Genomic DNA, 25,067 nt, shown 5'->3' with positions numbered 1-25,067 from the left:
CGGTAGCCGGGCGATTCGGTGGGGCAAAAGTGGGGCAAAATTCCAAAGCAGTGGAATCAGGCATGGGGTAGACAGTGGCAAAACTAACGGCGAAGCAACTGGAGGTGCTCACCTCCGCGGATGACGGTAGGACGTTGCGCGAAGACGGTGGCCTGACAGCCAAAGTACGCGCGGGTGTACGCGGCGTTACTGTACTGTTTCGCTACGAGTTCAAACTGCACGGAATCAAACGCGATCACCGACTGGGCAGTTGGCCCAAAAAATCGCTGGCGCAGATCCGTGCCGAGCGTGACGAAATGAGAGTGAGCGTCACTAAAGGCGTAGACCCCAGCATCGCCCGCAAGGCCGCCAGGATCGAGGCCCAAGCAGCCATCATCGCCACCATTGCCAACGCCGAACGCGAGTCCGCCGAGAACAAGACAGTCACTGATCTTTTCGAGGAGTGGATGCGCGACGGCGTGTCCCGCCAGGACGGCAACACCGAACTGCGCCGCAGCTTTACCAAAGATGTGTTACCAATCATTGGCAATAAGCCGCTGCGTAACCTCACCGAGAAAGATCTGCTCACCGTCCTGCGCTCGGTCAAAGCCCGCGGCCTGAACCGCGCCGTTGTGATTCGTAGTAAGGACATCGGCCAGATGCTACGCTGGGCCGAGAAACGCAAGCCGTGGCGCGCCCTAATGGTCGATGGAAATCCGGCCGACTTGATAGACGTCAACAAACTGCTCGATCACGACTACCAAGAACAACGCGACCGCCTCCTTTCCATCGACGAAATCCGCGAACTGCGCGATATCTTCGCCCGCCTGGAGCGCGACTACGACGCCCTACCCGCCGGCCAGAAATATTCAGGCATCCGACCGGTGAATCCACGCGTGCAATGCGCCGTCTGGATCTGCCTCAGTACGCTCTGCCGCATTGGCGAACTGCTCAAGTCCGAGTGGCGCCATGTCGATCTGGAAAAAGGCACATGGCTCATCCCGGCCAACGCCACCAAAGGACACAAAGGCAAACGGCAGGATCATCATGTTTTCCTGTCATCATTCGCTGTGAAGCAGTTCAAGCGCCTGAAAGAAAAATCCGGGCACACCCCTTTTTGCTTTCCTAGCAAAGATGAAAGCAACCACGTCGATACGAAGACCGTAAGCAAGCTGATCGGCGACCGGCAGTGCTCTTTCAAGAACCGTAAAAACCCGCTATCCGGTCGCCATCATGATGACTCGCTAGTGCTAAGCCAAGGAAACAGCCGGGAATGGACACCGCATGACTTGCGTCGTACGGGAGCGACCATGATGCAGGAACTGGGTGTACCGCTGGACATCATCGACCGCTGCCAGAACCACTTGCTGGGTGGCTCAAAAGTCCGCCGGCATTATCTGCACTATGACTATGCCAAGGAGAAAAATGAGGCATGGAACATACTGGGGCAGCATCTCGAGACGATCTTCGCTTGCCCAAGCCATCGGCGCTGATTGAAAACTGATCCAGCCTTTACTGGGTTAGTTTTAGATCAGCGGCAACACCCCCATCAGCAGTCGCTGATTCAGAGCTGCCTTCTCCCACAGGAAACTCCAGGTCGCCTTCATCCGCGTTATGTCCTTCAGTTCCTATGCCATCAGAAGCTAGAAGGTGCGAGAGAACTCGATTTGCTCGCCAAGCACGCAACGAAATCGTGGATCCGAGTCGGCCGAAAAAGACGGCAATATCGCAATGCCCGCTTCTGTGGCTGTGGCCTGCTGCTGGGTAAGGATGCTGGTACTGCGTAGTGCAATATGTCGTGATTCACGTATGTAATTCAGGCGCATCAACTCCTTGCTATCAGGAGATCCTCGATATGGCTGACGAAACAGTAATGACGAAGGTCGTCGCGATGACGGATCGGTGGATGCCGCTCGAAGTAGTCAACCGATGTATACAGTTTGAGCACGTATTCGGTGAGCTTGGTGATGATAAAAGGCGGCAGAAAAGCCTGGATATGTTTCTCCGGCTCGTTATCGAAGATACCCATGAATTGATCAGAGCAAAAGTGATACTTATCACCTTTGTATTCCTCCTCCCGATGGCATATTAAAGCGGGGTCATCCGGCTCAGTAAATACCGTTGGCAACTAGCAGCACTGACAGAGTTTGGCCAGGCCGAAGTTCTTGAGGGTTCAACCTCGCACTTACTGCGTTTGAGCAGCGGCGCACTGAATCGTGTCTCGATGTCGGAACCCCGTTTACTGACGGCCGATGGCGCGATGAATGCCCGCTCTTTGGCGCGTGCAATGGTGCTCTCTTCGAAAATCCGAATGAACAGGTGCAAAGTCAAATGATCCAGGTGCTGCATCATGTCCATCCCTCAAGTCGCATCGTGCCACGAACCAAACGTTGCTCTTCGCTTCCAATTGATCGACGCGCGCTCAGGACCAACGCCTCCTCACTACCAGCCCCAGCAATTCTCGATGTCCGCTGACTCCCACCTTTCGATAAAGCCGCTTTATGTAGGTAGCGGCGCTTGAGCGCTGGATGCCCATCAGGGGCGCTATCTCTTCCGCCCCCAGGCCATTGAGCAAATGCCTTAGCAGCTCACGGTCCCGACGAGTCAGTTCAGGATAGAGCTGCTCGACGCGTTGACTTAGCACGGACGGCATCTGGTTGGCTTCGACATAAGCGCGATAGTGCAATCGCGTGACTTGAATCAGTAGCGGCGCAACCGACTCGATAAATTCAATGTCGCGCTGATTGAAGTTACCGTGCTCACGACCTCGATAGAAGTTGATCGACAGCCAAGCCCCGCCCTCTTCCTGATGATTGAGCAAGGCCATGCGCTGAGATATTTGCGGTTGCTCGTAGCAGACCCGCCGATAGTCACGATGGGTGATGTCTTCAACTGATTGAAGCTGAGCCAGGATTCGCGCGTCGCCGTATTTTGCCCGATGGCCGAGCATCGCTTGGCGGTTGCCGTCCAGGCTGTGAAAACGCTCGACGTAGTCCCGGGAGATGCGCGATATCTGCACGAGTCTTGCCTGATCGGAGCACGACAACACCTGCGGCTCCTGGCCTTGCGGATAAGCGAAAATTGTACATTGAGCCAGCGGCATTTCACCCCGTACCAGGGTCAGTAACTCTGCCGCCAACCAGGTTCGGCAGTCCTCGCCTACCCGAGCCAATAGATGAGCAATTTCCCCCGTCGTCAATGGGCTCTGATGGTAAACGTTGGTAAGCAGCCAGTGGTTCATTCAGGTATGAGTTCACGTGATGAAAATTGGCGTTCATGGGGTAGCGTGCGCACCAGCATTGCAGCCACCAGTAACAGCAGCGCAGCGTACAGACAACCGGCGGTATAGGTATGGGTAAGGTCTTTCAGCCAGCCGACCACTAAGGGGTTAAGGGCAGACCCCAGATTACCCACTGCATTGATCACCGCGATGCCCACCGCCCTGGCTTGAAAACTTAATGAGCGATCCGGCAGGGTCCAGAAAATCGACATGGCCGTATAGGAACCCGTCGCCGCCATGCAGACCCCGGCCAGCTGCACGATCGGCTCACTCGACAGGGCCGTGCAACACCAGCCTGTTGCAGCCAGCAGCATTGGAAGCGCCAGGTGCCAACGCCGCTCCTGGGTCAGGTCCGAGTGTCGGCCCCAGAGGATCATGCCAATGATGGTGCATATTTGCGGAATTGCCGACAACAATCCGATCAGCGTATTGCTCTGGCCAGTGCTGAAGCTCTTGACGATCAACGGCGTCCAGACTGCGATCATCGCTAAGGTGTTGACCAGGCAAAAGTACACCAGACAGAACAGAATCACCGATGGCGACAGCAACTCACGTCCCCAGTGAGCGTGAGGGGAAGGTGCCTGACGGTCACGCTCGATCAACTCGGCCAACTGCAGCTTCTCATCGTCGCTCAACCAGTGTGCCTTGCGCGGCTGATCATCCAGATAACCGTACACCGCCAGACCGAGTACGACGCTGGGTAGTCCTTCAAGAAGAAACAGCCATTGCCAGCCTGCCAGGCCCCAGTGGCCATCCAGCCCCAAAATGGCGCCGGACAAGACCGAGCCAAAGCCCGCGGTAAACGGCATGGCGATCATGAACAGCGCATTGGCACGAGCCCGGTACGCAGCTGGAAACCAGAACGTCATGTACAACAGCACCCCGGGCAGAAATCCTGCCTCGGTGATACCTACCAACGCACGCAACCAATACAGACTGGCTGCGTCATGCGCAAACAGGGTGGCTGTCGACGCGAGTCCCCAAGCAATCATCAGGCTGCCAATCCAGCGACGGGCGCCGAGTTTCGCCAGGACCATGTTGCTGGGGATGCCGCAGGCGATGTAGGCCAGGTAAAAAATCGTCGTTGCCATACCGAACTGGGTACTGCTCAAACCCAGATCGTCCATCATAGTCAGCCCGGCGAAGCCGATGTTGATACGGTCCAGAAATGAAAAAACGAAGCAGATGAAAAGAAACCACAGCAGGCGTTTCGAAACCTTGGCAATGACCGGCGGTTGAGCGCCGGTCTCCACGCCAGGGGTCACAGCAGGACGGGATGGCATAGGGATGATCCTGTTCTTGTAATTATTGGCTGGCGCGAAGCTTTACAGGTCTTGTCCGGCGCATTCGATCAGTGCGTCGAAGCGCTCGGCATCGTTCAGTGCCTCGGCCGCCAGTAGTGCCAGCTTGACCAGAAACAACTCGCTGTCGTTACCCGTACGATCAATCGCCTCGGCAAGTCGGTCATAGGCGCGTTCGAGGTCTGTTACGTTCATTGACTGGCTCATGGGTGGTCACTCCCGTTGTGGCCAAGGGCCTGGTTCAATCCATGGCGCAAACGCTCGCCATCCAAATGCAGCCAGCGGGCGCAGACGTGCTGGTCCGGGCGTGCCAGATAGGCGGCGCCTGCATGCTGCACGCCATAACGCGTGCTGAACAGATCGTCGCAATCGGCCAGGGTCAGGTCGGCGTGTTGCACCTGAAGGACTCCATTCATGGCGATCGCGATCACTTGAATCGGCACTCCCTGACGGCGTAGCGCCTGGACTTGGGCAACGACTTCGACATCGAGTGCCGCCGCGTCAGTGAAGCAAATCAAATGATAAGCGGGCGCCAACTCATCGAAGAGATAGTGCTGCTCTGCCAGACGTACATTCAGCAACGGTGCACCGTTGCGCGGCCCGCCGGTAAACAATTGATTATCGTCGTTCACCGCGTTGAGTTGCGAATCGGCATAATCGTGAGCCCTTGAAGTCCGCCAGTGATAGAGCGGGCGCACGAACTCGCGGGTCAATGACAGCGACAGCACCGCGTCGCGTAATAACCGATAGCCACGACTGGGTGGCGCCATGAACCGCGTGCTCTTACCAGCCTCTTCAATGATTTCCCGAGCGGCCTTCACCCGTTCGTCACTGTAGGATGCCAGCAGTCCGGCACCGGCCAGGCCTTTGATGTGCAGGGCCAGTTTCCAGCCAAGGTCGTGGCAGTCCTGGAAGCCGGTATTGGCCCCGCGCACGCCGAAAATCGGTAACAGGTGCGCCGCGTCTCCGGCGAAAATCACGCGGTGGTTGATGTACTCCGCCAGGGTCAGCGCCCGGGCCGAGTACACCGAACTCCAATCCAGTTCCCATACCGGGTTCTCGACGCCGAGCATCGCCAGTTGCGCATCGATGCGCTCACGCAAGGAGTCGGGGTGCAGCGCCTGCTCGGGCGTTTCGTCCACGGGCAACTGGTAATCGATGCGCCAGATATCCCCGGGCTCGCGGTGCATCAACACGGTATTGCCGGGATTCCAGGCGGGATCGAAAAATGCCAGGCGTTCGGTCGGCAGATCGAGCTTGATGCGGATGTCGGCAATCACGAACCGCCCTTCATAGGACGCCCCTTCAAGCTTGAGACCCAGCAACGAGCGAAGTCCGGAGCGGGCGCCATCAGCAGCCACCACCCAATCGGCCTGCAGGGTATAGGTATCGCCCGGGGTATCGACTTGCAACACCGCACCGTCGACGCCTTGCTCGATATCGATGACTTTGTTGCCCCAACGCAATTCGATCAGCGGTTGTGCTTGGGCGGCCTCTACCAGATGTTGCTCGAGGTACTGCTGTTGCAGGTTGGTCATCGGCGCAAAACGATCGTGCTCGTCGACCGGGGCTTCCATGCGAAAAACTCGCTGGCCGCGGTAGTACGAATTGCCGAAACGCCAGGGCAGACCCTGTTCGGACACCACCCCGGACACCCCCACTTGCTGGAAAATCTCCATGGAGCGACGGGTGAAAACAATTGCGCGACTACCTTCACAGACTTGCTGTTGAGCGGCTAGAACAGTGTTTCTGATACCGAAGCGCGCCAGTTCGAGCGCCAGCGTCAAGCCAATAGGTCCGGCCCCCACAATCGCCACAGACGATTGATTGTCGACGCCTGGGTACGGCACGAAAGCAGGATAAACCTGATAAGGGAAATAAAGAGATTGATGGGGTACGACTTGAGGCTGATGCATGGTTCCGGTAGCTCCCGGTTTATTGTTATCGGGGACAGGTTTTCTGGAGCCACTCTAAATCCAGGCGCTCAAGGGGATGTCCCCTGCAGAGGACATCTTGCTGACGCTCGCCAATCATATCCCTCTGGTGCGTCGCGTTATCGGCGCTCCACCGCTCTGATGCCCTCGCGACCCCCTCCTCCCGTCTTGCGTATGGCATCCCCGGCCGCGAGCGCTGGGCCTCGTCCTGGTCAGGATCGACGGTAATGCGCACCGGCACACGCTGTGCCAGCTTGACGAAGTTGTCGGTGGCATTGTCCGATTGCGGCAGGGCAAATTCGGGACCGGTGACGGCGAGATACGCTGCACATGACCGCGCAATTGCTGGTGGTCGAGGGCATCGACGGAAAAAGTCACCGGCTGGCCGATACGGACTTAATCCATTTGGGTACCTTTCATGTTTGCGATCACCCAAAGCGTATTGGGTACCAGTAGTTCAAGCGCCTGAAAGAAGAGACCGGCAATATCCCTTTTTGCTTTCCCAGTAAGGAGGAAAGCAACCACGTTGATACAAAGAAAGCTGATCGGCGACCGGCAGTGCTCTTTCAAGCACCGCCGAAACCCGCTATCCGGTCGCCATCACGATGACTCGCTAGCGCTAAGCCGCGGCAACAGCCGGGAATGGACACCGCATGACTTGCGTCGAACGGGAGCGACCATGATGAAGCAACTTAGTGTTCCGCTGGATATCATCGATCGCTGCCAGAACTATTGGTGGGTGGCTCAAAGGTCCGCCGGCATTATCTGACTATGCCAAAGAGAAAAATGAGGCATGGAACATGCTGGGGCAGTATCTCACGACGGTCTTCGCAAGCTAAATTCATGTGCGAAAGTGCCCAACCGCAGCATTCAACTCTCCATCCACCTGCTGGAGTTCGAGCGTCAACCGCTGCAATTTCACACTTTCTTGGGCGCTCTCCTCTGCCACTTCGCGCACTCGAACGATGTTCTGGCTAGCCTGTTCCGCCAAAAACCGCTGTTGCTCCGCGGCCCCGGAGATTTGTTTGTTCATCCGTTCAATGCTTGATACGGCGCGAGTAATTCGTGTCAATGCCTGAGATGCCTGACCAGCAAGGATCACTGTTTCACCTGTCAGCGCATGGCTAGCCTGTAGCCGCTCAGTTGCCTGCTGGGCGACGCCACGCAGGCGACTGATCAAGTCCTCGATTTCAGCGGTAGAACTCTGCGTGCGGCGTGCCAGACCACGAACTTCGTCAGCTACTACGGCGAATCCACGACCGTTTTCACCTGCTCGAGCTGCTTCTATAGCCGCATTTAATGCCAGTAAATTAGTTTGTTCTGCTACAGCTTTAATCACATCAAGAATGCCGCCAATAGCCGTACTTTCTGCCAGTAACGATTGCATTGCTTCATCGCAGCCTGTCATTTCCAAAGCCAGTTGGTTGATCTTGGAGCCCGCTTGGCGTGCCAAATCGTCACCTTCGCGCGCCTGGTCATCAGCAAGAGCTACTGCCGCGCTAGCGTCCTTGACGTTACGTGCGACTTCGCCGGCCATCATAGTCATCTGTTGCATTGCGGTAGCGGCGATTTCAGTCTCCTGTCGTTGTCTCTCAACTCCCTGGCTGCTGCGCTGAATGACTTCTGCCAGGCTTCCTGCCGTTCCATTGAGCAGGCCTACCCCGGTACCAATTCGACCAACCAATCCTCTCAGGCTACCCAGCATGCTATTGACAGTATCCAATAGTTGCCCAAGCTCATCGTGCCGAACGCTTACACCATCAGGCGCACAACTCAGGTCACCTGCAGCAACCTGTCGAGCCAAATGAACAGCCCGACGCAACGGCTGCAGTATCAAATGACGTATTAATAGACTCGCACCAATACCCAGCGCTAACGCCAGCAAGCTAATAAGGCCAAGCTGACTGTACGCGTTGCGACCATCGCGTTGAATCGCCTGGCTCTGAAATTGGTTGGCCTTATCCAACAACTCGCTGACTTGCTGGGTTTGCGCGTTCATCGCTTCGCTACTAAGAGCGCTTTGCTTGCGGCTGGCAACGAACTGTTCGAAGGCTTTTCGATAATCAGCCAGTGCATGACTTGCAGTCTGAAGCGAAACCTTTTCCTGATCATCGAGATTGAGCACCTGCATTGAAGACAGTAGGTCGCTCATGCGCATCTCCCAATCGCTACGGAAGCGCTCCTCAGCATCCAACGAATAATAAAGCTCGCTATCACGGAGCTTGGCCAGCTTGTCACGTAGAGCAGTGGTCTGCTCCAGTAACAACAGTTGCCCGCTGTCCGGAGAAGTACCTCGTTCCTGCTGTGCACTCATTGCATCAAGCTGATCGAGAAATACCAAGGTGAAGCTTTCTCCCGCTGTCTGCGCGAGTGTTTGCATGCGCAAGCGAGCCTCTCGTGCTTGCTGAAGAGACTCCGCATAACTTAGGAACTGCTTTAAATAGTCGCTGGACGCCTCCCGCATCGCGATGTCGGCGTTATTTTTTTGCGGGAGGCCATCAAAATGCCGAGTGAGCTGCTCAACTGCACCTCGCACTTGATCCTGTGCCTGAGGAGAAAGACTAAGTGCATATTCTTTTTCCGCGATACGAGCCTGCAGGACCAACGTTTGAATCCAGTCCTCGGTACGAAGTTGTTCACCACGACGCCCTAACAGACTCAAAGAATGGAAAGCGGTAATTCCCACCCCGAGAGTGAATAGCAACACCAACCCGAAACCGATCGACAGCTTGGCTCCTACCGAGAGATTACCCAGTAGTCGACTCACCAAAGACATACAAATATCCTCTTCACGCTAGTGGTGATGCAACCAGGAACAGGAAAACATGCCCACTGTCGGAGTCACTTATGCTTCGCCGACAAAGGCAGGGAGACTGACGGGATAATCCTGAACCAAGTCCAGGATTATCCGGGCGCTACATGCACCCACCGCAGGTGTGATGAAACCCTAATACGCCAATCAGGCGTTGGCACTGCACAGACGCAGTGAATGACCTGGAGTGGATTGTTCACTCAATGTCATCGGGTTGGCGACCTTGCTGCCAGAAGCATCACTGCGCAGTGTGGAAGGCAAGAGGAAGTAAGCCAGTGCCGGCAGTAATAGAAGCGCCCCCACCATGTTCCAGACAAACATGAACGCCAGGAGCACACCCATGTCGGCCTGGAACTTGATTGGGGAAAATATCCAGGTACCCACACCTATCGCCAAGGTTATCCCTGTGAGCATTACAACCTTGCCCGTGGAGACCAGGGCGCGGTAGTAAGCTTCGGAGAGGCTTTTACCTTCGCGCAAGAACCCCAGCATGATGGTCATTACATACAGCGCGTAATCAACGCCGATACCTACACCTAGAGCGATTACCGGCAGGGTCGCCACTTTCACACCGATACCTAAACCGACCATCAGTGCCTCACACAGAATCGACGTGAGCATGAGCGGAATCACTGCACACAGAGTGGCTCGCCAGGACCTGAAGGTGACGAGGCAGAGCAAAATGACTGCGCCATACACCCAGAACAGCATCTCGCGATTGGCCTCTTTGACCACAATGTTGGTCGCTGCCTCAATTCCCGCATTGCCGGCGGCAAGTTGGAATTTGACCTCATCAGTGTCATTTGCTGCTGCAAAAGCCTCGACGTGATTCACCAACCGCGTAAGGGTGTCGGCCTTATGGTCTTTGAGAAAAACGTACAGCGTCAGCAAGCTGCAGGACTCATTGTAAAGTCCCCGCGGTGCGCTGGCGGTAATCATGTTAAGCATGGCCTGGTTGTTTTGCAGCTCGTACCACTTGGAGTTGCCCTCAGACAGTCCTACCAACATACGACGATTTAACAACGCCATGGAGTTCGTTGAGTCTACCCCGGGTAAACTGCGCAACTGCCAATCCAGATCGTCGACCTTACGCAAGATGTCGTAGCTTGAGCAGGCACTCTTAGGTGTCTTCACCATTATGGCGAACAGGTCACTGCTGGCTCCGTAGCTGCGCGTCATGAAGGCATCATCGAGGTTGTAACGCGAATCCGGACGTAACTCTGGCGCACCAGCATCCAGATCGCCAATTGCCAGATGCAAGCTGACCATAAAGCCCAGCACAGCAGCCACCAGGCTGACAACTACGCTGATCAAGGCCCATGGTTTTCGAGTAAATAGATCAAGGAATCGCCAAAAAACGTGTCGCGCTTGACCACTCTGCTCGGCCCGTTCGCTCTTGAGGCTTAGCTCGGCTGCGCAGCGATTGACGCCGACATAGGAGAGCAGGACGGGTAGCAAAATGAGGTTGGTGAAAATCAGCACCGCAACGCCGATGCTAGCGATAATGGCCAAGTCTTGAATGACTTTGATCTGAATGATCATTAACACGGCGAATCCCACCGCATCACAAAGCAGTGCAGTCAGACCGGCGAGAAACAGGCGACGAAACGTGAAGCGCGCGGCAACCACTCGGTGCATGCCGCGACCAATATCCTGCATGATGCCGTTCATTTTCTGGGCGCCATGACTCATGCCAATGGCAAACACCAGAAAGGGCACCAGGACCGAATATGGGTCAAGCTCATACCCCAGCAACGGCAGCAAACCAAGCTGCCAGACAACCGCCACTACCGAGCAAAGCACGACCAGAAATGTGCTCCGCAGGCATCGGGTGTAGCCATAGAGCACTACTGTCGTGATAGCAATGGCGGCGGCAAAGAACAGCATGATTTGCCCCAGCCCATCTATCAGGTCCCCTACCTTCTTTGCGAACCCCGTGATGTGAATGTCAATGTTGTCGCTTTGAAACTCGGCGCGAAGCGCTTCCAACTGAACAGAAAGTTTGGCGTAGTCGAGGGGCTGGCCGTCCGGCGTGCGTGACAGCAAAGGAATGGAAATGATGCTGGACCGCTGGTCGAAGGCTACCAGTTGGCCTATCTCGTTGGACAACTGCACATTGCTTCGTAACTCAGCGAGGGATGCGGGGCTACCGTCGTACTTGTCAGGAATGACCGGCCCACCATCGAGCCCATCCTCCGTCACCGAAACCCAGCGTGTGGAAGGCGTCCATAGCGACTTCATGTACACGCGGTCCACGCCTGGCAGCAAAAAGATACGATCGTTCATGGACTGCAAAGTACGCAGGTAATCAGTGTCGTAGATATCCCCCTTCTTGTTGGCAACCGCGATACGCACCGTATTACCTAGTCCGGAGAGCTCCTTTTGATTGGCTAGATAATTGGCAATATAGGGATGACCAGTCGGGATCATCTTCTCGAAACTAGCGTTCAATCCCAGTCGAGTGGATTGCCAGCCGAGCAGGACCGTCGTCAGCAGACATAGCAGAAGCACCCAGTGGCGATGGTTGAATAGAGCACGCTCAACCAAGGTCCCTGACCTTGGATCAAATATGCCTGACTCAGGCAGGGAAGGATGACGAGCGGAATTCATATGCTCACTCCGAAACTTCAGTGGCGGGATGTGAAAAACGTGACAAACCAGCAAAACCGGAGGTAATCAGACTACCGTCGACCGCCTCAACAATGCTGCTCACGGGAATTCCCAGCGGATTGCCCACCGGGTTAAGTGCTAAACCATTTGAGGCGGAGCTACTGAACAAATCACCAGTTTGATTGGCTAGCAATACACTTCCATCTGGCAATCGAGCGGAACTACTGATTGAACTCGGCCTAGACACCTTCAATTGATTAAAGCTGGCACCATCATCAGATGACAAATAGGCATGGCCTTTAAGTCCCGCGATCAGCAGAGCTCCGTCACCACGTATATTCGCAGTGAAAAAGCTACCGTTATATGGGCTTGGCAAATGTGTGAAAGACTTTCCGTCATCTGTTGAGCGAGCTACATAACCTTGTTCACCGGCAAGGAACCAAAGGTGGTCTTTCCGAGCGATCGCGTAGATGTGCACAAGCGACGGATTTTCGATGCTGCCTATCAGCGATTGCCATGTTGCCCCACCATCCTGAGTAGAAAAAACCATTCCGTAGGAGCCGGCTACGAGGCCGTGGTTGGCATCAAGAAAATGCAGGGCCAGGAATGGTTTATCCGGCCCATCTGCTACCAGGCGTTCGGCATTGGAAATGCGCATATCAGCCGCGTCGGCATCGACTGCATTAGCTTTTATATCTTGAGCTGCCTTCAACTCAATCTCTGCAGCCTGTATACCCGTAAGCTGGAGGCTCCAGCGCTCACCACCGTCCGCAGTGGCCAACACTGTGCCACCGTGTCCGACTGCCCAGCCATGTTCGTCATCGATGAACTGAACCGCAACCAGACTGACTGAGACCGGTACCTGCACCTGTCTCCAGGACTGGCCATTGTCATCGGAAAGTACAATGACGCCTCTTTCACCAACCGCAATCAGTCGATCACCAGCACGTGCCAAATCAATCAGAACAGCATGAGCGGGTGTGGCGATTTGCATCGCCGATGAGCTCAGGACAGAGCCTACGGCTCCACCCTCAGCACAAGCAAGCGAAGCTAAAGCAGACAAAGCCAAAGCTAACGCCAAGGCACTTAAACGACTGTTTATTATCATTTTTATTATCTCTTGAACCGCGTGTCGCAAAAGCACCGACAACTGAGATTGTCGGTGCTTTTCAGAGAGTCTTAGCGTTAACGCACACCCTGCCCCGCCATTACTGTTGGCGAGAAGTCAGACTTCTTGAAACGCTCGACAATCCCCCATTGCGAGGACTGTCCAGTGAGCAGGTCAAGTACAAACCAAGTACCGGACATAAAGTCATAGAACCCCGACGAGACAGAAGCCTGGGCAGGAATATCTGGCATGACTGCCGGTAGCGCCCACAGCGTTTTGGCCAATTGACCACTTGCATCCCAACGATCGCCCAACAGCGCTTGCCAGGTATCTTCATCCAGGTAGTAACGGCTCTTAACCATTTGATGGCGCTCGCCAGGCTTCAGATTTGCCTCGACAACCCACACACGATGCAGTTCCCAGCGCAAGACGTCTGGATTAAGATGCCGCTTACCAAGTACGTCTTCCGGTTTGCCTGCGGTAAAGAATTTATTGGTGTTATAGGGAATATAAAGTTCCTTTTTACCTACCAACTTCCAATTGAACCGGTTGAGCCGCCCTTTATAAACGGACAGTTCGTCGTAGGCCATCACGCCTGCTGTTGAAGGCGCTGGCGTGTCGCAGCAGGAGTTAGGTACCTTGCGCACTCGCCGTTGGCCGGCAAGGTAGATATGCGTCTGTGATTTATCGGCATTGAGATTGGCCCGATCCATCGCCTGCTCACCAGCACGAATCGGTGGGCCAATATTAAGCAGGCGAATCATCCAGTAATCGCCATCGAAAGTCTGCGCCGAGCCATCCTGAAAGTAATACGGCATCTCTTGGATAGCCTTACCATCGGTAGTCATTACCTGTTGACCATCGGCAGTCATCAAATAAAAGCGAGCGTCCCGCGTAATGGAGGTACCGCTCCAACTCAGCAGATGGTTCCACATCGCCTCGTCACCATTTTTCGGAATCGGAAACGGGATACCGCCATAAGCCCCTTCGGGCATTGGACCCGCGCTACCCTCTACCAGCGTGGCATTAACCGCATTCTTGGCTGTATTGTCATATACCCACTGCGGAGCCGCTGCTGTTCGACGTGTTGGGTAGATATCCATTCGATAGGTGTCTGGATACCGTTTGAACATTTCTTTAACACCATCGCTCAACTTATCTGCGTATTGAGCCATGTTCTTCGAAGTAATGCTGAACAGTGGTTTATCCGCGGCGAAAGGATCGCCACGCTTACCACCCTTCTGATAAGACGGATCAACGGTGGTATATCCACCCTCCCATGCCGGGATAGTTTTATCCGCGTTACCAGCCCGCTCAGCGCCAAAGGGGGTCAGGCTTTTGCCTAAATCATCTACTCCGGTAGCCAACGCGGACGCGCTAAAAGCAATAGCACTCATTATAAAAAAATAAGCAGCACTGAATTTAATTCGAGAAATCATGTTCAAGTCCTCTTAGAAAGTGCTCTTGATAGAGAAGGCCAGGTAATCCCGATCTTTAAATGATTGCTTATAATTAAACTGGCTGGCCTCATTGAGCGTAGTGTCAGATGGACCGTAATAATGTGTGTACGTCAAACCACAAGTGACACGATCAAGGTAGGTGGCGGTTACACCGATATTGAAATCACCACCTTTATCAGGACCGAAAGCGCCAACTACAGCGGACTTACCCATAGGGAAGTAGCTGACACCTAGCGGAACACCAAGATCGATACCCGGGAATACCTGACGATAAGTTGGTGTATACACCAACTTGAGCCCTACCCCGTCATCTGTAGCATTCGGATCCAGTGCTGATCGGTTTTCAGTAACCTTCAACAAACGGTTCCAGGCAATCTCACCGATAAAGCTGGCCTCATTGGATATGAAAGTTGGCTCGAGAGATGCGAGCACGTTCAAATTCACGTGGGCAGTCCGCCCGACCGCGTAAAGTGGATGATTGTCATTGTCAGCGTCTACATCTGGCAGTACGACCTGACCATTCGATACCAGGGGCATATTCCAGCGCATAGACGCTTCCCCGGCAAAGTTATACTCACCCACTGACGTGGTAAAACTTGCGCCCAGTGCGCGTATATCCTCCGGATACACCCAGAAGAACTCACCTACTTGTCCGGTTGCAAAATTAGGGGCGCCTACGCCAGGACGGAGGTACAACTGCGGGGTTTTATCATGGTATTGGATAGCATAAAGCCCGTAATCGACAGTTTCAGCTGCATAGCGTAACTGCAGGCCACCCTGTCCAGAACTCCGGGCTTTTTTGTCCTTACCATGAAAAAAGGCCGCAGGGCTGATTGGATTACCACCGAGAAAATCGGGGAATGGCTCCCCGACAATCAGGCGCTCAGCCCCCTCTCCCATCATGTCGAGCGTGGAAAAATAGCTACCCGCCGCAGGTAATCGTGTTTCTTCCCACTCAAACTGATAGAACGCACCCAACGAAAGCGCATCAGTAAGTTGGTAGGAAGTAGACAACTGACTAACTGGTCTGGTGATTTCCTTGAACTGGGTGTTGGGTACTGAAATAGCCTTTACCACGTCCACCGGAGCCATTCCGCCAGCAATCCCATTGGCCCCGAAAAACAGACTTTCCCCCCAAATTAGGCCATGCCGACCCAAACGAAAGGACAAAGCTCGATCCGCAACTTCACCATTCCAATAGACGAATGCATCTAATAACTCACCATCACCGCCGTGCAGATGTCGAGTGTCATCAGTGAATTCGTCATAGGCAACCGACACCTGATTCGCGCGCGCGGGGTTGTTGTTATCGTTGTCCTTCTGGTATTCGGTGTCGAACCAGGCTGCTCCGCTTAGACGACCACCAAAATTACGGTAACCGATATCCATTTCCGAGAGCAGGTCAAAACGGTTAGAGATAAGGCCCTTATCAAAAGCACGGTCACCGTCATCCTGGTTCAGGCTGACTTCGCTTTTCGAAAGCTTGCTGCTTGGGTCCTTCAGACGCCATGCAGAACTGTACTTGAGGGTGTTATCCCAGCGTGCACTAAGATCATTGTCGCCCGTATCAATTTGAAATGCACTGGCACTCATCGATATCACACTCAGCGCACCTCCTGCTAGAACGCATGATAGGAACTTTGGCCGCCCTGAAGGCGACGGACATGAGTACGTAGTAGACTTTATTACACGCATATACGAACCTCTTTTGTTTTTGTATTAGGCTTCGCTAAACTTGAAATTTGACGCTACTTAACCGCTCCTTCCGAAAACGCATATACCTATCCGGGTCTCACCGAGCACCAGCGATATGACCATTCCCATTAAATTTAACAATACGGGACGTTTCGTATACTTACAGCTATCAACCAGGCCTGTCAAGCCCGGGGTGATGTGTTTTGCCTACGGATCCCTGTTGGGGGGCTGGCATACCGTGACCCTGGCAGCGTCTAAATCCGAGGATCCACCAACAGAAAGCCCTGTAAGACAGATAGTTGTGATTTTTTGACGTTTGAAAGTTGCAGCCGCTTTTCCTGCCGGGTGAACAGACAACGCGCAAGCGCAATCTCACCTTTCATCTGCTAAGCGGCAACAATCATAAGCAAAACGGAACGTACCGTTTATTACATTTCCATTTGTTATGTTCTGCAAGCTAAATGCGAGAAAAGTTAAGGTTTAGAGTTCAACCTGAAAGGCATAAAATAGCGCCATGTATCGCTTCTCTATGCCTAAGAATCGATACGCGCTGAATGGCAGATGGCGTCAAGGGCAGTAAAGCCAAATCGCCACAATGATTTTATTAAAAAAACGCTTGCACTAGAAGCCAAGCGTAAAATTGCAGCACCTAATTAAAATTTAAACATTCCATTGAGCATCACTGTGTCGCCTTCCGAAGTATTTCGAGCATAAACATCTTTTTGATAGCCGAGTACTACTCCAAAATCCCGACTTGCGTAGCCCACTTGCGGGCCGACCTTTATGGATCTTGTTCGATTACCTACATCATCCCCGTGGGACTGGTCATCATTCAACTGAGTCGACAAATATCCACCAATACCTGCCAGCCAGTTCTGGGTCAGCCGATAGTTAAATCCATAGTCTGCAACGACCTGCACTCCAGATTTATAGTCAGTCTTTGGATTTTCGTAACTATAGTTGACACTGATCTTCGAGCTGACCTCAACTTGCGGCATTGGAAACCACGTAAAGGCGTAAGCAGCATAAATTGCCTTACTATTGTTTCCTGGATTAATCAAGGCGTGTTCATCATATTTCCCCCAAGGCGCTACAAAATCCAACTCCAGGTTATGAAGATAGGTTGGAGACTGCCAGCTGACCAAGGCACCGAATAATGGGTCGCCCATTCCATTCGAGGAGTCTCTACCAAATGCTCCCAATGCAGGAATATCCAGGTGACCAGCAACGTAAGGAACTGCGAGCTGCAATGAAACGTTCCCGCCAAGTAGTGATGGCCCATCAAGCGTGTGTACTAATCTCAAAGCATGCGAGTGAACTCTTCCTTTAGCCTTTTGAAATACCTTATTTCCTTGCCCATCTCGAATTGAATCTATGGCAACGGTTTTATTGTATGTATAGGCATGGGTTTCACCTGGAGCACCTACTGCCCCACTCATGACAGTTACAATACCCAATGGATAACTGGAAGCACCTCCTTCAAGCGCCATCGATTTGGCGGCAAACAGCAATACACCAAAAAAAATCACCAGGCGAAAATCAGCTGGAGTCTTCATCACACGTTCCTTTCTTGTTTTTGTTTTTGGCAATGGAAATTGACGCAGTCAAATAACATAAGGATCTGCCAAAAATCCTCTGGATGCTACTCTTCCATTAAAAATATTTCTTTCATCTCAGTAATTTCCAAACTCACAGGTGTCAAACGCAAGCCAATACAGGGTCCTTTTATGCACAAACCCGAACTAATTTCAAACAACGCACCATGACCACTACAAACGATATGACTGGACTCGCTGTCGAGATAACGATTCTTGCGAACTGGCATAGTTGAACCGGGCCAATGGGGACAAGAATTTTTATAGCCATAGATATTTCCGCAGTCATTGACTAAAAAAATGTCGTCGGGACCTGTGCTTTCCTTCCTGAACCCCAAAGATTGGCCTGGCGCAATTTGCTCGAGATGGCAAAGCCTGCGGCGATCAGATTTTGCCATCTTCAACCTACCCCCCTTATTAATCAGGCTTGCCGCCAGGAGCCCATTTTTCACGCCATTGGAACAGGAACACCTGGGAGTTATCCATGATTGCAGGGGCTACGCGCGGCGACCAGTCATCGTCGTGCTGATCCATATCGGCGTCGTACTCGATGTGGCAGCCCAATGGGGTGTTGAAGTACCAGAACCAGTTAGACCCAAACTTATGTCGCCCCGGCCCCCAATATGACTCATAACCTTTAGCTGCAAACGCATAGCCGGCTTGCAGTACTTCCTGAGGCCCCCCCATATGGAAGGTAAAGTGCTCGCATCCCTGCAAATGCGGCGGGGTTTGAATGAAGAAAAGGGTGTGGTGGTCGAAAGTACCCGCAGGACGCAGAAATGGACCCATCCCGACAAATTTGTCGGTGAGTTTGAAACCCAAACGATCCGCATAGAAGCGCTCGGCCTTTTCGATATCTGGAACGAAATAAACAACGTGGGAGAGCGTTCGTGGCTTGGGAGCGAGCTCGGAACTTTCATCCACACCGGTTTTGTTCGCAGGACGGTGAATATCTCCCGGCGCGTTTACGCGCTCGGCGGGCAGTTTGTGCGGCTTTCTGATCGAAACTTGAAAGCCCAGAGCGAATCCGAGATCGTCCACTAACTCCAGTGAACCATCGGCCAGAACCTTGACTTCACGCTCGCCCTCGAACTCCTTCCGGATGCTCGCGAGAGTCGCGATGTCTTTTACGCCATACATTGTCTTGCGCAACATGTTTGCGGTCGGCAAATTCCAGGCAGGGAGCGACGGATCGTCACGATGCTTGATAACTACACCAGTTCCATCCAATGCTTCAAAGCGTCCACCCCCTACCGGCTCAAGGCCGTAATCTTCCAAGAAGCGCTCACTGAGCGCGACATCGTCAACACCAAAATACAAAGTGTCCGGTCCAAGGATGTTCATTTCAACACCTATCAAAGAATGCGTTTTTCTTATGTCAGGCCAGAACCATTGCCGGGCCTGAGATCTCTGATGCGCGCGTGAGTTTCAAATACACGTCACATGAATGGCTTGCGCTCTTCAGGCCACCATAGACCGGAAATAGGTTGTCCCATCTTGTTGCGCAGAGTTCCGACGCCATCAACGATAATTTCGACGACATCACCGGGCTGGAGCCTACGATCGAGCTCCAAAGCTGAACCACCGCCCATCGTACCCGAGCCGATTACATCGCCCGGCACGATGGCTTCACCAAGGCTAGCCCAGGCAATCAGCTCGCCAATTGTCCAAAGTTTATTGGAGCTGTCACCCTTACCCCAAGTCTCGCCATTGACGCGGACTTCCATGCCGATCCGGTCCAAATCTTTGAATTCATCGACGGTGGTAATCCAAGGCCCGATACCGTAGGCGAAGTCTTTACACTTGGTGGGACCCATCCCAATTGGCATTTCGACCGCCTGACAATCGCGGGCGCTAAAGTCATTGAAGATGGTGATACCGAACAGGTGATCAAGCGCGTTTTCAGGGCGCAGACTTTCTCCACGCTTTCCGATGACGTAACCAAGCTCCAGTTCGTAGTCCATGTGCTGGATGTATCCTGGCCACGGAACTTCCGCTTCATGCCCAATCACCGTATGCGGCGTACCTTTGAAATAGCCGGGCACCTTCAGAAGATTTGGAGTGGGCGGCTGGCCAATTTTTTCATGGAAGCCTTTGATGTGGCCCACGAATGTCAGTCCATCTCGCACCACAGAAGGATCCGAGGCTGGCAACCACTGCACGCTATCGAATGAGATTGAATGTGCATCTGGCCGCTTAGCATTGATCTTTTCTGCTGCCTCGATAAACGGCGTGCCCAATGCAATTGCCGCCGACATGCTGCCAGGGAAAACAGCATTTGCGTATTGCAGAGCGCTTTCCCGGGAAGAACCGCCCTTGACCAACTGCTCATGGAGCGCGCGCTTCAGGTCGATGACCCGATGCTCCTCTGGAACTACCAGCACCAAGCGGGCTTCCGCACCGTCGGGCCCGTTAACAGAAATTCGGCCTAGCTTCATGTGATTTCCCTCTTTTTATTGACTTGAACGAGCCTGAATCAGCTTTGCAAGACTCAAAGCTAAACGACACGCACCGTTTTGTAAAGGGCAAAAATCGGTACAATTTAGAAGATTTCGCTGATACGCCAAGCCGTGGCGTAGACAGATCAGCAGGAGCCGGGAACTGAAGCCGTCGGATTGATAATTTTGGCAGACAACAAATATACTAATCGTATCGTTTTGTTTCGTTTATAAGTTCGTGCAATGAATCATTGTCAGACCATCTCAAGACCGCAGCGCCAAGGAACACATCAATGCAGGTTAAGAAAACCTCAATGCCTACTGGACGCCCCCGTAGTGAAGCGACACGCCGACTGATCCTGGATGCTGCTATCAGCCTCCTCCAGGACAAATCGATTCAAGCAATCTCTATCGAAGCGATAGCACGAGAGGCAGGAGTGAGTAAGGCGACCATTTATCGATGGTGGGAATCCAAGGCTTCCGTCGTGATCGATGCGTTTATCGAGCAACACTTGGTTAAAACAACGCTTCCTCGAGGCATGCGCCCACGCGAGGCCATAACGCACCATTTCCGTTCTTTCGTAACGCAGTATTCAGGATGGCCCGGCCGGCTCGTCGCTCAAATTGTTGCTGAAGGTCAATCTGATCCAACCATCCATCGCGTCTTCCGTGAGCGATTTCATTACGGTCGAAGAGCAGTCGTCAGAGAGATGCTTGAAGAGTGGAAAAACAGCGGCGACATTTCAAAAGGTGCAGATGTCGAAGTACTCATGGATTTGATCTATGGGCCGGTTTATATGCGCCTGATGATAGGTCATGCCCCTCTGGACGAGTCCTTTGCTGAATCACATATCAATTACATATGCGAATTGCTGGGCTCTAGATCCTGAAAATCGCGATGATTACCATACTAAAAAGCCGGCCTTATGGCCGGCTTGTGTATTTCACAATACAGGGTGGGCCGTCTCTGGATGACCCTTATGAATACCGAATTAGAAAGCAGTATTTGTCTTTCCTTTCAACGCGAGTATTTCCCTTGCCTCTTGAGGTGTAGCAATTTCAAACCCCAACTGTTCCACGATACTTCGGATTTTCCGCACTTGTGCGGCATTAGAAACCGCCAACTCACCGCGCCCGATGTACAAGCTATCTTCAAGACCCACTCTGACGTTGCCGCCCATAATGGCCGCGAGAGTCGCTAGCGACATCTGGTCTTTACCTGCGCCCAATACTGACCAGTGATACTGATCACCAAATAGACGATCTGCGGTTCGCTTCTGATGCATCACATCTTCGATATGAGCCCCCATGGCACCACGCAATCCAAAAATTGTCTGGATGAACAATGGCGGCTTAACCAGTCCTTTATCCAGGAAATACTTCAGCGTGTACAAGTGGCTGACGTCGTAACACTCGAACTCAAAGCGGGTACCGGTATCACCAATGGTTCGCAGGATCCATTCGATATCGGAAAAAGTATTGCGGAAGACCAGATCCTTTGTGGCATTAAGATGCTCCACTTCCCAGCTGTAACGCCACTCTCGATCCTTGCTGGCCATTTCGGAAAGGTTGAGGTTTATAGACCCCATGTTCAGGGAGCACATTTCCGGCTGTAGCGCTACACCCGCCGCCGCACGCTCGCTAATTGCCATTCCCGGGCCACCACCGCCCGTAGAAATGTTCACGATGGCATCCGTTTCGGCCTTAATTCTCGAGACGAATTGACGAAAGATTTCAGGGTCGCCAGTGGGACGACCATCCTCAGGGTTTCGGGCGTGAAGATGAACGATCGCCGCTCCCGCTTTTACCGCTTCGATCGCCTGATCGCCAATCTCCTGAGGAGTAACCGGGAGATGAGGAGACATCGACGGCGTATGTGCCCCGCCCGTGATAGCGGCGGTTATTATAATTTTTCTCACAGTTCTTCTCCTTCTTTCAGCGCTAACAGGACGAACAGCATTCGACAGTTACGCCCGGAACGATTCGACCAACTGTGGTTGGTTGCGCGCTGTACCAGTACGTCTCCTGGCCGCATAACGGTCTCACCGTGATCCATCATCGCGACAATCTCGCCCTCGAGTACCACGGCGTAATCAAGGGATTGCGTTTTGTGGAACCAGAAATGTCGAGGCTTTTTCTTGTCGCGCACACCTTCACTATCAAGAAATTCGACCAACTTTTCCTGGTCATAAACTTCATCTGGCGGGAAGTCGACTATTCGAAGAAGCGAACCCTCATCAGAATGAAAACCAAATTTGTGTCCGGCTGGCGCTGGATCCAAACCGCCCGCACGCCCAACACCCGTTGCCCAGACGACCTGTGCAACCGGCTTACCAGCTTGTGCCAGAACATTTGGTGTATTGGCGTCACTGGTGATAATCGACTCACCAGCTTCGTTGTGACCAGTGACAATCCTCCGTACTGGCTTATAAGCCACTTCGGTAATGTTATTCATCATGCAACCTCAAAAACGGTTCGTTTAGTTTCGTTATTAATCAAATTTTTTGAGTCATACCGCCTTTAGGCGACTCACTGGCATAACCACAAATGTTGCTGACGAACTGGCGATCAGCACTTCTCGCTGAGGGTCATGAAGTTCGGCCCTGGCGAACGCAATTTGACGACCCACACGTTCAACTGTTGCCTTTGCTTTCAACAACGATGGCTTCGCAGCCGCCTGCATATTCACCGTAATGCTGGTAGTGGCACAGGTTTGCCCACAGGGCAGCGTGCTGAGTACTGCAAAAGCCATGGCATAGTCGAGCATGGTCATCAATGTGCCACCGGATACAACGCCATTTCCCTGAAGGGATGTTAATGGCGCTTCGAAACTAAGTTCGACAATGCCAAGGCCGCCATTAATCAACCTCGCGCCAAGTGCACTTAATCCAGCAGTCAATTCAAACGGGATGTCAAATTGGGCCTCTGAAATAGCACGCTCCAAAAAAGCTCGGTCTGGGTTGTCAATGATTTTTTGCACAAGACGTTACCTCAACCTGAATGACTGATGCAGTTCTGCCGTTGCGCACCCAGTCCGGCAATTGTGCCAACCATAATGTCGCCGTCGCGCAAGAAACGATTGTAATGAGTTCCATTACCTGCAGGGGAGCCTGTACAAATCACATCGCCGGGCAATAGCTTTGCGTACTTCGAGATGTATGCGATTTGTTGTTCAATCCCAAAAAGCATATCTGCCGTCGTCTCATCCTGCATTGTTTTGCCGGACACTGTCAGTTGCATCGAGAGGTTGTGGGGATCTTCAACGAACTGCTTGGGAACCAGATACGGACCAAGCGGAAGAAAGCCTGGCTGCCCTTTCGATCTGAGCCAGTCAGTACCGAGCATCTTGTAATCAGTGCGTGGAATGAGGTCGCGAGCCGAAATGTCATTGACGATTGTGTAACCGGCTACATAATCCATGGCATCTTCCACACGGATATTGTACCCCTCCTTGCCTATCACTACGGCCAACTCAAGCTCCCAGTCAGGCTTGCTGGTAGTGGGAGGAAGAACCAAGTCGTCATAGGCTCCCGAAATGGCAGAGACGGGCTTGGTGAATACATAGGGTTCTCCATTAGCGACCCTGTCATCCATCATGTCTTCAGCCCAAGTCCTCAATTCTTCCTTGCTTAGCCCTTCTGGACCGACATTTGAATCGACGGTCAAATCCACTACATGCTTTCGATAGTTTGCGCCTGTGCAGAACACTTGACGCGGCAGATCAACTGCAGGGCGAAACGTGAGTTGATTTTCATCATACCAGGACGACGTAATGACTTTATTGACAATCGATTCGAGCGCGGCGTAACTGGCATCCCAGTTTTCAAGTAGCGACAGCACACTTTTTTCTCGGAGAATATCAACTCCGAACTCCTCAGCCACGCGACTGACTGGGATAACCTTTGCGTCAATAACCAGGCCAGCAAAGCGTTGCTGTGGATTGGCTTTTAAAGAAAATGTACCGAGCGAGAACTTCTTCAAGTGTACCTCCGAATTATTGTAAGAATGAGCCGTCGACAATTTGCTCATAGGTAAAATCCGCGCCGGGCAACCCTAGCAAAGCCCTCTGCCCAATAAGAAGCTCAAGACCCTCGCGAGAAGGCATCAGCGTTTCAGGAAATGTATTCACCATTGCTTTTACTGCTTCGACAGGCATGCCAAGCAGCTCCAAAGCCTCTGTCAGCTTTACCGTGTCGCCAGGCATGGTCGTAAGTGTTGCGCTGAGGATGCGTACCCACGCTTTCAGTGCGTCATTCGCCTGACTCGCCGACTTCCTCACGACCAGTCCTTGACCAGGAAAATTGGTAAATACACCCTGAATCGTTGCAATAGTCTTGAGTCCCCGCTGAACCGCCATGGTGTCGAACGGAGGCCCGAGCAAGGTCGCATCACCCTCCCCCGCAACAAGAGCCGCAAACCGCTCACGCACCCCGCCAACGGGTGTCAGGCGATAATCGTCGGCGCGGAGCCCTGCTTCCTTGAGTAGCGCTCGAAGGGCAATGACAAAACCGTTCTCGGGGGCGTCCACCAGAATGTTGGCACCGCGCAAATCTGCAGGAGCGGATAGGGCCGAGGAACCGACCAGTTGTAACGGCGTGGTGGTTTCAATCTGAGCAATCACCACGAAGTCTTGTGGACCTTGCCGGCGGTTCCAGTGCAAAACGTTGTCGATTGACGTTACGACCGCGTCGACCTCTCCTGCACAGAGTGACGAGTACTGCTCATCAGACGATTGAGTCATCGAAGACTCGATACGCAAATCCGCCGGCGTTTGCCACGAGGCTGATACCGCAATAGCAGGAGGGACAAACCACATCACTCGAAGAGAGTCGTTGGACATTTTTTATTCTCGTTG

At 53.0% G+C, this 25,067-nt stretch carries 22 protein-coding genes and 3 pseudogenes; 3 read left to right on the top strand and 22 right to left on the bottom strand.

Annotated elements, in window-relative coordinates; genetic code table 11:
- The first annotated feature begins 74 nt into the window (after nucleotides 1-74).
- Nucleotides 75-1,472, top strand: a complete 1,398-nt coding sequence (locus KW840_RS22675; RefSeq protein ID WP_218497886.1) for a site-specific integrase — start codon at nucleotides 75-77, stop codon at nucleotides 1,470-1,472.
- A 332-nt stretch (nucleotides 1,473-1,804) separates the two neighbouring features.
- On the opposite strand, the gene KW840_RS28680 is transcribed toward KW840_RS22675, so the two are convergent.
- The 7 genes and pseudogenes from KW840_RS28680 to KW840_RS28675 form a co-directional block, all read right to left on the bottom strand.
- Nucleotides 1,805-2,107 carry a YHS domain-containing protein gene (locus tag KW840_RS28680; RefSeq protein WP_156385738.1) on the bottom strand — a complete coding sequence of 101 codons (303 nt, stop codon included), beginning with the start codon at nucleotides 2,105-2,107 and terminating at the stop codon, nucleotides 1,805-1,807.
- Nucleotides 2,068-2,328, bottom strand: a complete 261-nt coding sequence (locus tag KW840_RS22665) for a LysR family transcriptional regulator (protein WP_156385742.1) — start codon at nucleotides 2,326-2,328, stop codon at nucleotides 2,068-2,070. The genes KW840_RS28680 and KW840_RS22665 overlap by 40 nt, the downstream gene beginning before the upstream one ends.
- A 73-nt stretch (nucleotides 2,329-2,401) precedes the next feature.
- Nucleotides 2,402-3,220: a LuxR C-terminal-related transcriptional regulator gene (locus tag KW840_RS22660; protein ID WP_056723220.1), complete on the bottom strand. Its 819-nt coding sequence runs from the start codon at nucleotides 3,218-3,220 to the stop codon at nucleotides 2,402-2,404.
- Nucleotides 3,217-4,542, bottom strand: a complete 1,326-nt coding sequence (locus KW840_RS22655; RefSeq protein WP_056723222.1) for an MFS transporter — start codon at nucleotides 4,540-4,542, stop codon at nucleotides 3,217-3,219. The genes KW840_RS22660 and KW840_RS22655 overlap by 4 nt, the downstream gene beginning before the upstream one ends.
- A gap of 42 nt (nucleotides 4,543-4,584) precedes the next feature.
- Nucleotides 4,585-4,755 carry a DUF2783 domain-containing protein gene (locus KW840_RS22650; protein WP_256353575.1) on the bottom strand — a complete coding sequence of 57 codons (171 nt, stop codon included), beginning with the start codon at nucleotides 4,753-4,755 and terminating at the stop codon, nucleotides 4,585-4,587.
- Between the two features lie 8 nt (nucleotides 4,756-4,763).
- Complete coding sequence (locus KW840_RS22645) at nucleotides 4,764-6,476, bottom strand: FAD-dependent monooxygenase (protein WP_218497885.1); 1,713 nt, start codon at nucleotides 6,474-6,476, stop codon at nucleotides 4,764-4,766.
- Nucleotides 6,477-6,672: 196 nt separating this feature from the next.
- Nucleotides 6,673-6,956, bottom strand: a pseudogene (locus KW840_RS28675) (HlyD family efflux transporter periplasmic adaptor subunit); the annotation flags it as partial.
- On the opposite strand from KW840_RS28675, the pseudogene KW840_RS28670 reads away from it, so the two are divergent.
- Nucleotides 6,951-7,333: pseudogene (locus KW840_RS28670) on the top strand (integrase); the annotation flags it as partial. The pseudogenes KW840_RS28675 and KW840_RS28670 sit on opposite strands and share 6 nt — an antisense overlap.
- 2 nt (nucleotides 7,334-7,335) lie before the next feature.
- On the opposite strand, the gene KW840_RS29065 reads toward KW840_RS28670, so the two are convergent.
- The 10 genes and pseudogenes from KW840_RS29065 to KW840_RS22600 all read right to left on the bottom strand — a co-directional run bounded on the left by KW840_RS29065 (nucleotide 7,336) and on the right by KW840_RS22600 (nucleotide 20,212).
- Nucleotides 7,336-8,199 carry a methyl-accepting chemotaxis protein gene (locus KW840_RS29065; RefSeq protein WP_371318484.1) on the bottom strand — a complete coding sequence of 288 codons (864 nt, stop codon included), beginning with the start codon at nucleotides 8,197-8,199 and terminating at the stop codon, nucleotides 7,336-7,338.
- Nucleotides 8,194-8,493, bottom strand: a pseudogene (locus KW840_RS29060) (HAMP domain-containing protein); the annotation flags it as partial. The pseudogene KW840_RS29060 and the gene KW840_RS29065, both read right to left, overlap by 6 nt.
- 960 nt (nucleotides 8,494-9,453) lie before the next feature.
- Nucleotides 9,454-11,916, bottom strand: a complete 2,463-nt coding sequence (locus KW840_RS22635) for an RND family transporter (RefSeq protein ID WP_056723230.1) — start codon at nucleotides 11,914-11,916, stop codon at nucleotides 9,454-9,456.
- Between the two features lie 4 nt (nucleotides 11,917-11,920).
- The gene (locus KW840_RS22630; protein ID WP_218497883.1) at nucleotides 11,921-13,024 is read right to left on the bottom strand and encodes a YCF48-related protein; all 1,104 of its coding nucleotides are present in this window, start codon (nucleotides 13,022-13,024) and stop codon (nucleotides 11,921-11,923) included.
- Between the two features lie 77 nt (nucleotides 13,025-13,101).
- Nucleotides 13,102-14,421: a DUF1329 domain-containing protein gene (locus KW840_RS22625; protein WP_256353591.1), complete on the bottom strand. Its 1,320-nt coding sequence runs from the start codon at nucleotides 14,419-14,421 to the stop codon at nucleotides 13,102-13,104.
- A gap of 54 nt (nucleotides 14,422-14,475) precedes the next feature.
- Nucleotides 14,476-16,179, bottom strand: a complete 1,704-nt coding sequence (locus KW840_RS22620) for a DUF1302 domain-containing protein (RefSeq protein WP_218497881.1) — start codon at nucleotides 16,177-16,179, stop codon at nucleotides 14,476-14,478.
- 653 nt (nucleotides 16,180-16,832) lie between these two features.
- Entirely contained in the window at nucleotides 16,833-17,735 is a 903-nt protein-coding gene (locus KW840_RS22615; RefSeq protein ID WP_082562917.1) for a transporter, read from the bottom strand.
- 86 nt (nucleotides 17,736-17,821) lie between these two features.
- Nucleotides 17,822-18,172 carry a Rieske 2Fe-2S domain-containing protein gene (locus KW840_RS22610; protein ID WP_082562918.1) on the bottom strand — a complete coding sequence of 117 codons (351 nt, stop codon included), beginning with the start codon at nucleotides 18,170-18,172 and terminating at the stop codon, nucleotides 17,822-17,824.
- A gap of 19 nt (nucleotides 18,173-18,191) precedes the next feature.
- Nucleotides 18,192-19,118 (bottom strand): VOC family protein, encoded by a 927-nt coding sequence (locus KW840_RS22605; RefSeq protein WP_056723238.1) that lies wholly within the window; start codon nucleotides 19,116-19,118, stop codon nucleotides 18,192-18,194.
- A gap of 95 nt (nucleotides 19,119-19,213) precedes the next feature.
- On the bottom strand, nucleotides 19,214-20,212 hold the full coding sequence (locus KW840_RS22600; RefSeq protein ID WP_056723240.1) for a fumarylacetoacetate hydrolase family protein: 999 nt from the start codon (nucleotides 20,210-20,212) through the stop codon (nucleotides 19,214-19,216).
- A 293-nt stretch (nucleotides 20,213-20,505) separates the two neighbouring features.
- On the opposite strand from KW840_RS22600, the gene KW840_RS22595 reads away from it, so the two are divergent.
- Entirely contained in the window at nucleotides 20,506-21,102 is a 597-nt protein-coding gene (locus tag KW840_RS22595; RefSeq protein ID WP_077431821.1) for a TetR/AcrR family transcriptional regulator, read from the top strand.
- A gap of 102 nt (nucleotides 21,103-21,204) precedes the next feature.
- Here the strand turns inward: KW840_RS22595 and KW840_RS22590 are convergent, their stop codons facing one another.
- From KW840_RS22590 to KW840_RS22570, 5 genes are read right to left on the bottom strand one after another with little or no spacing between them, the layout of a single operon-like run.
- Nucleotides 21,205-22,131, bottom strand: coding sequence for a 3-keto-5-aminohexanoate cleavage protein (locus KW840_RS22590; protein ID WP_077431820.1), 927 nt, complete (start codon nucleotides 22,129-22,131; stop codon nucleotides 21,205-21,207).
- A complete protein-coding gene (locus KW840_RS22585) occupies nucleotides 22,128-22,667 on the bottom strand; it encodes a cupin domain-containing protein (RefSeq protein ID WP_056723418.1) in 540 nt (179 codons plus the stop codon). Before KW840_RS22585 ends, KW840_RS22590 begins: the two co-directional genes overlap by 4 nt.
- 54 nt (nucleotides 22,668-22,721) lie before the next feature.
- Nucleotides 22,722-23,192, bottom strand: coding sequence for a PaaI family thioesterase (locus tag KW840_RS22580; protein ID WP_056723243.1), 471 nt, complete (start codon nucleotides 23,190-23,192; stop codon nucleotides 22,722-22,724).
- Between the two features lie 11 nt (nucleotides 23,193-23,203).
- Nucleotides 23,204-24,193, bottom strand: coding sequence for a fumarylacetoacetate hydrolase family protein (locus KW840_RS22575; protein WP_056723245.1), 990 nt, complete (start codon nucleotides 24,191-24,193; stop codon nucleotides 23,204-23,206).
- Between the two features lie 13 nt (nucleotides 24,194-24,206).
- The gene (locus KW840_RS22570; RefSeq protein WP_056723247.1) at nucleotides 24,207-25,052 is read right to left on the bottom strand and encodes an ABC transporter substrate-binding protein; all 846 of its coding nucleotides are present in this window, start codon (nucleotides 25,050-25,052) and stop codon (nucleotides 24,207-24,209) included.
- Between the last annotated feature and the right edge of the window lie 15 nt (nucleotides 25,053-25,067).

The sequence above is a fragment of the Pseudomonas sp. PDM30 genome (assembly GCF_019218985.1).
GTDB lineage: Bacteria > Pseudomonadota > Gammaproteobacteria > Pseudomonadales > Pseudomonadaceae > Aquipseudomonas > Aquipseudomonas jessenii.
The sequence above is the reverse complement of the archived record's forward strand: the minus strand, read 5'-3'. Positions and strand labels throughout refer to the sequence as shown.

Bases quoted from the DNA above. Each gene is read 5' to 3' on its own strand.
- KW840_RS22665 (WP_156385742.1), bottom strand. From the start codon at position 2,328: ATGCAGCACCTGGATCATTTGACTTTGCACCTGTTCATTCGGATTTTC.
- KW840_RS22660 (WP_056723220.1), bottom strand. From the start codon at position 3,220: ATGAACCACTGGCTGCTTACCAACGTTTACCATCAGAGCCCATTGACG.
- KW840_RS22655 (WP_056723222.1), bottom strand. From the start codon at position 4,542: ATGCCATCCCGTCCTGCTGTGACCCCTGGCGTGGAGACCGGCGCTCAA.
- KW840_RS22650 (WP_256353575.1), bottom strand. From the start codon at position 4,755: ATGAACGTAACAGACCTCGAACGCGCCTATGACCGACTTGCCGAGGCG.
- KW840_RS22645 (WP_218497885.1), bottom strand. From the start codon at position 6,476: ATGCATCAGCCTCAAGTCGTACCCCATCAATCTCTTTATTTCCCTTAT.
- KW840_RS29065 (WP_371318484.1), bottom strand. From the start codon at position 8,199: ATGCTGGGTAGCCTGAGAGGATTGGTTGGTCGAATTGGTACCGGGGTA.
- KW840_RS22635 (WP_056723230.1), bottom strand. From the start codon at position 11,916: ATGAATTCCGCTCGTCATCCTTCCCTGCCTGAGTCAGGCATATTTGAT.
- KW840_RS22630 (WP_218497883.1), bottom strand. From the start codon at position 13,024: ATGATAATAAACAGTCGTTTAAGTGCCTTGGCGTTAGCTTTGGCTTTG.
- KW840_RS22625 (WP_256353591.1), bottom strand. From the start codon at position 14,421: ATGAGTGCTATTGCTTTTAGCGCGTCCGCGTTGGCTACCGGAGTAGAT.
- KW840_RS22620 (WP_218497881.1), bottom strand. From the start codon at position 16,179: ATGCGTGTAATAAAGTCTACTACGTACTCATGTCCGTCGCCTTCAGGG.
- KW840_RS22615 (WP_082562917.1), bottom strand. From the start codon at position 17,735: ATGAAGACTCCAGCTGATTTTCGCCTGGTGATTTTTTTTGGTGTATTG.
- KW840_RS22610 (WP_082562918.1), bottom strand. From the start codon at position 18,172: ATGGCAAAATCTGATCGCCGCAGGCTTTGCCATCTCGAGCAAATTGCG.
- KW840_RS22605 (WP_056723238.1), bottom strand. From the start codon at position 19,118: ATGAACATCCTTGGACCGGACACTTTGTATTTTGGTGTTGACGATGTC.
- KW840_RS22600 (WP_056723240.1), bottom strand. From the start codon at position 20,212: ATGAAGCTAGGCCGAATTTCTGTTAACGGGCCCGACGGTGCGGAAGCC.
- KW840_RS22595 (WP_077431821.1), top strand. From the start codon at position 20,506: ATGCAGGTTAAGAAAACCTCAATGCCTACTGGACGCCCCCGTAGTGAA.
- KW840_RS22585 (WP_056723418.1), bottom strand. From the start codon at position 22,667: ATGAATAACATTACCGAAGTGGCTTATAAGCCAGTACGGAGGATTGTC.
- KW840_RS22570 (WP_056723247.1), bottom strand. From the start codon at position 25,052: ATGTCCAACGACTCTCTTCGAGTGATGTGGTTTGTCCCTCCTGCTATT.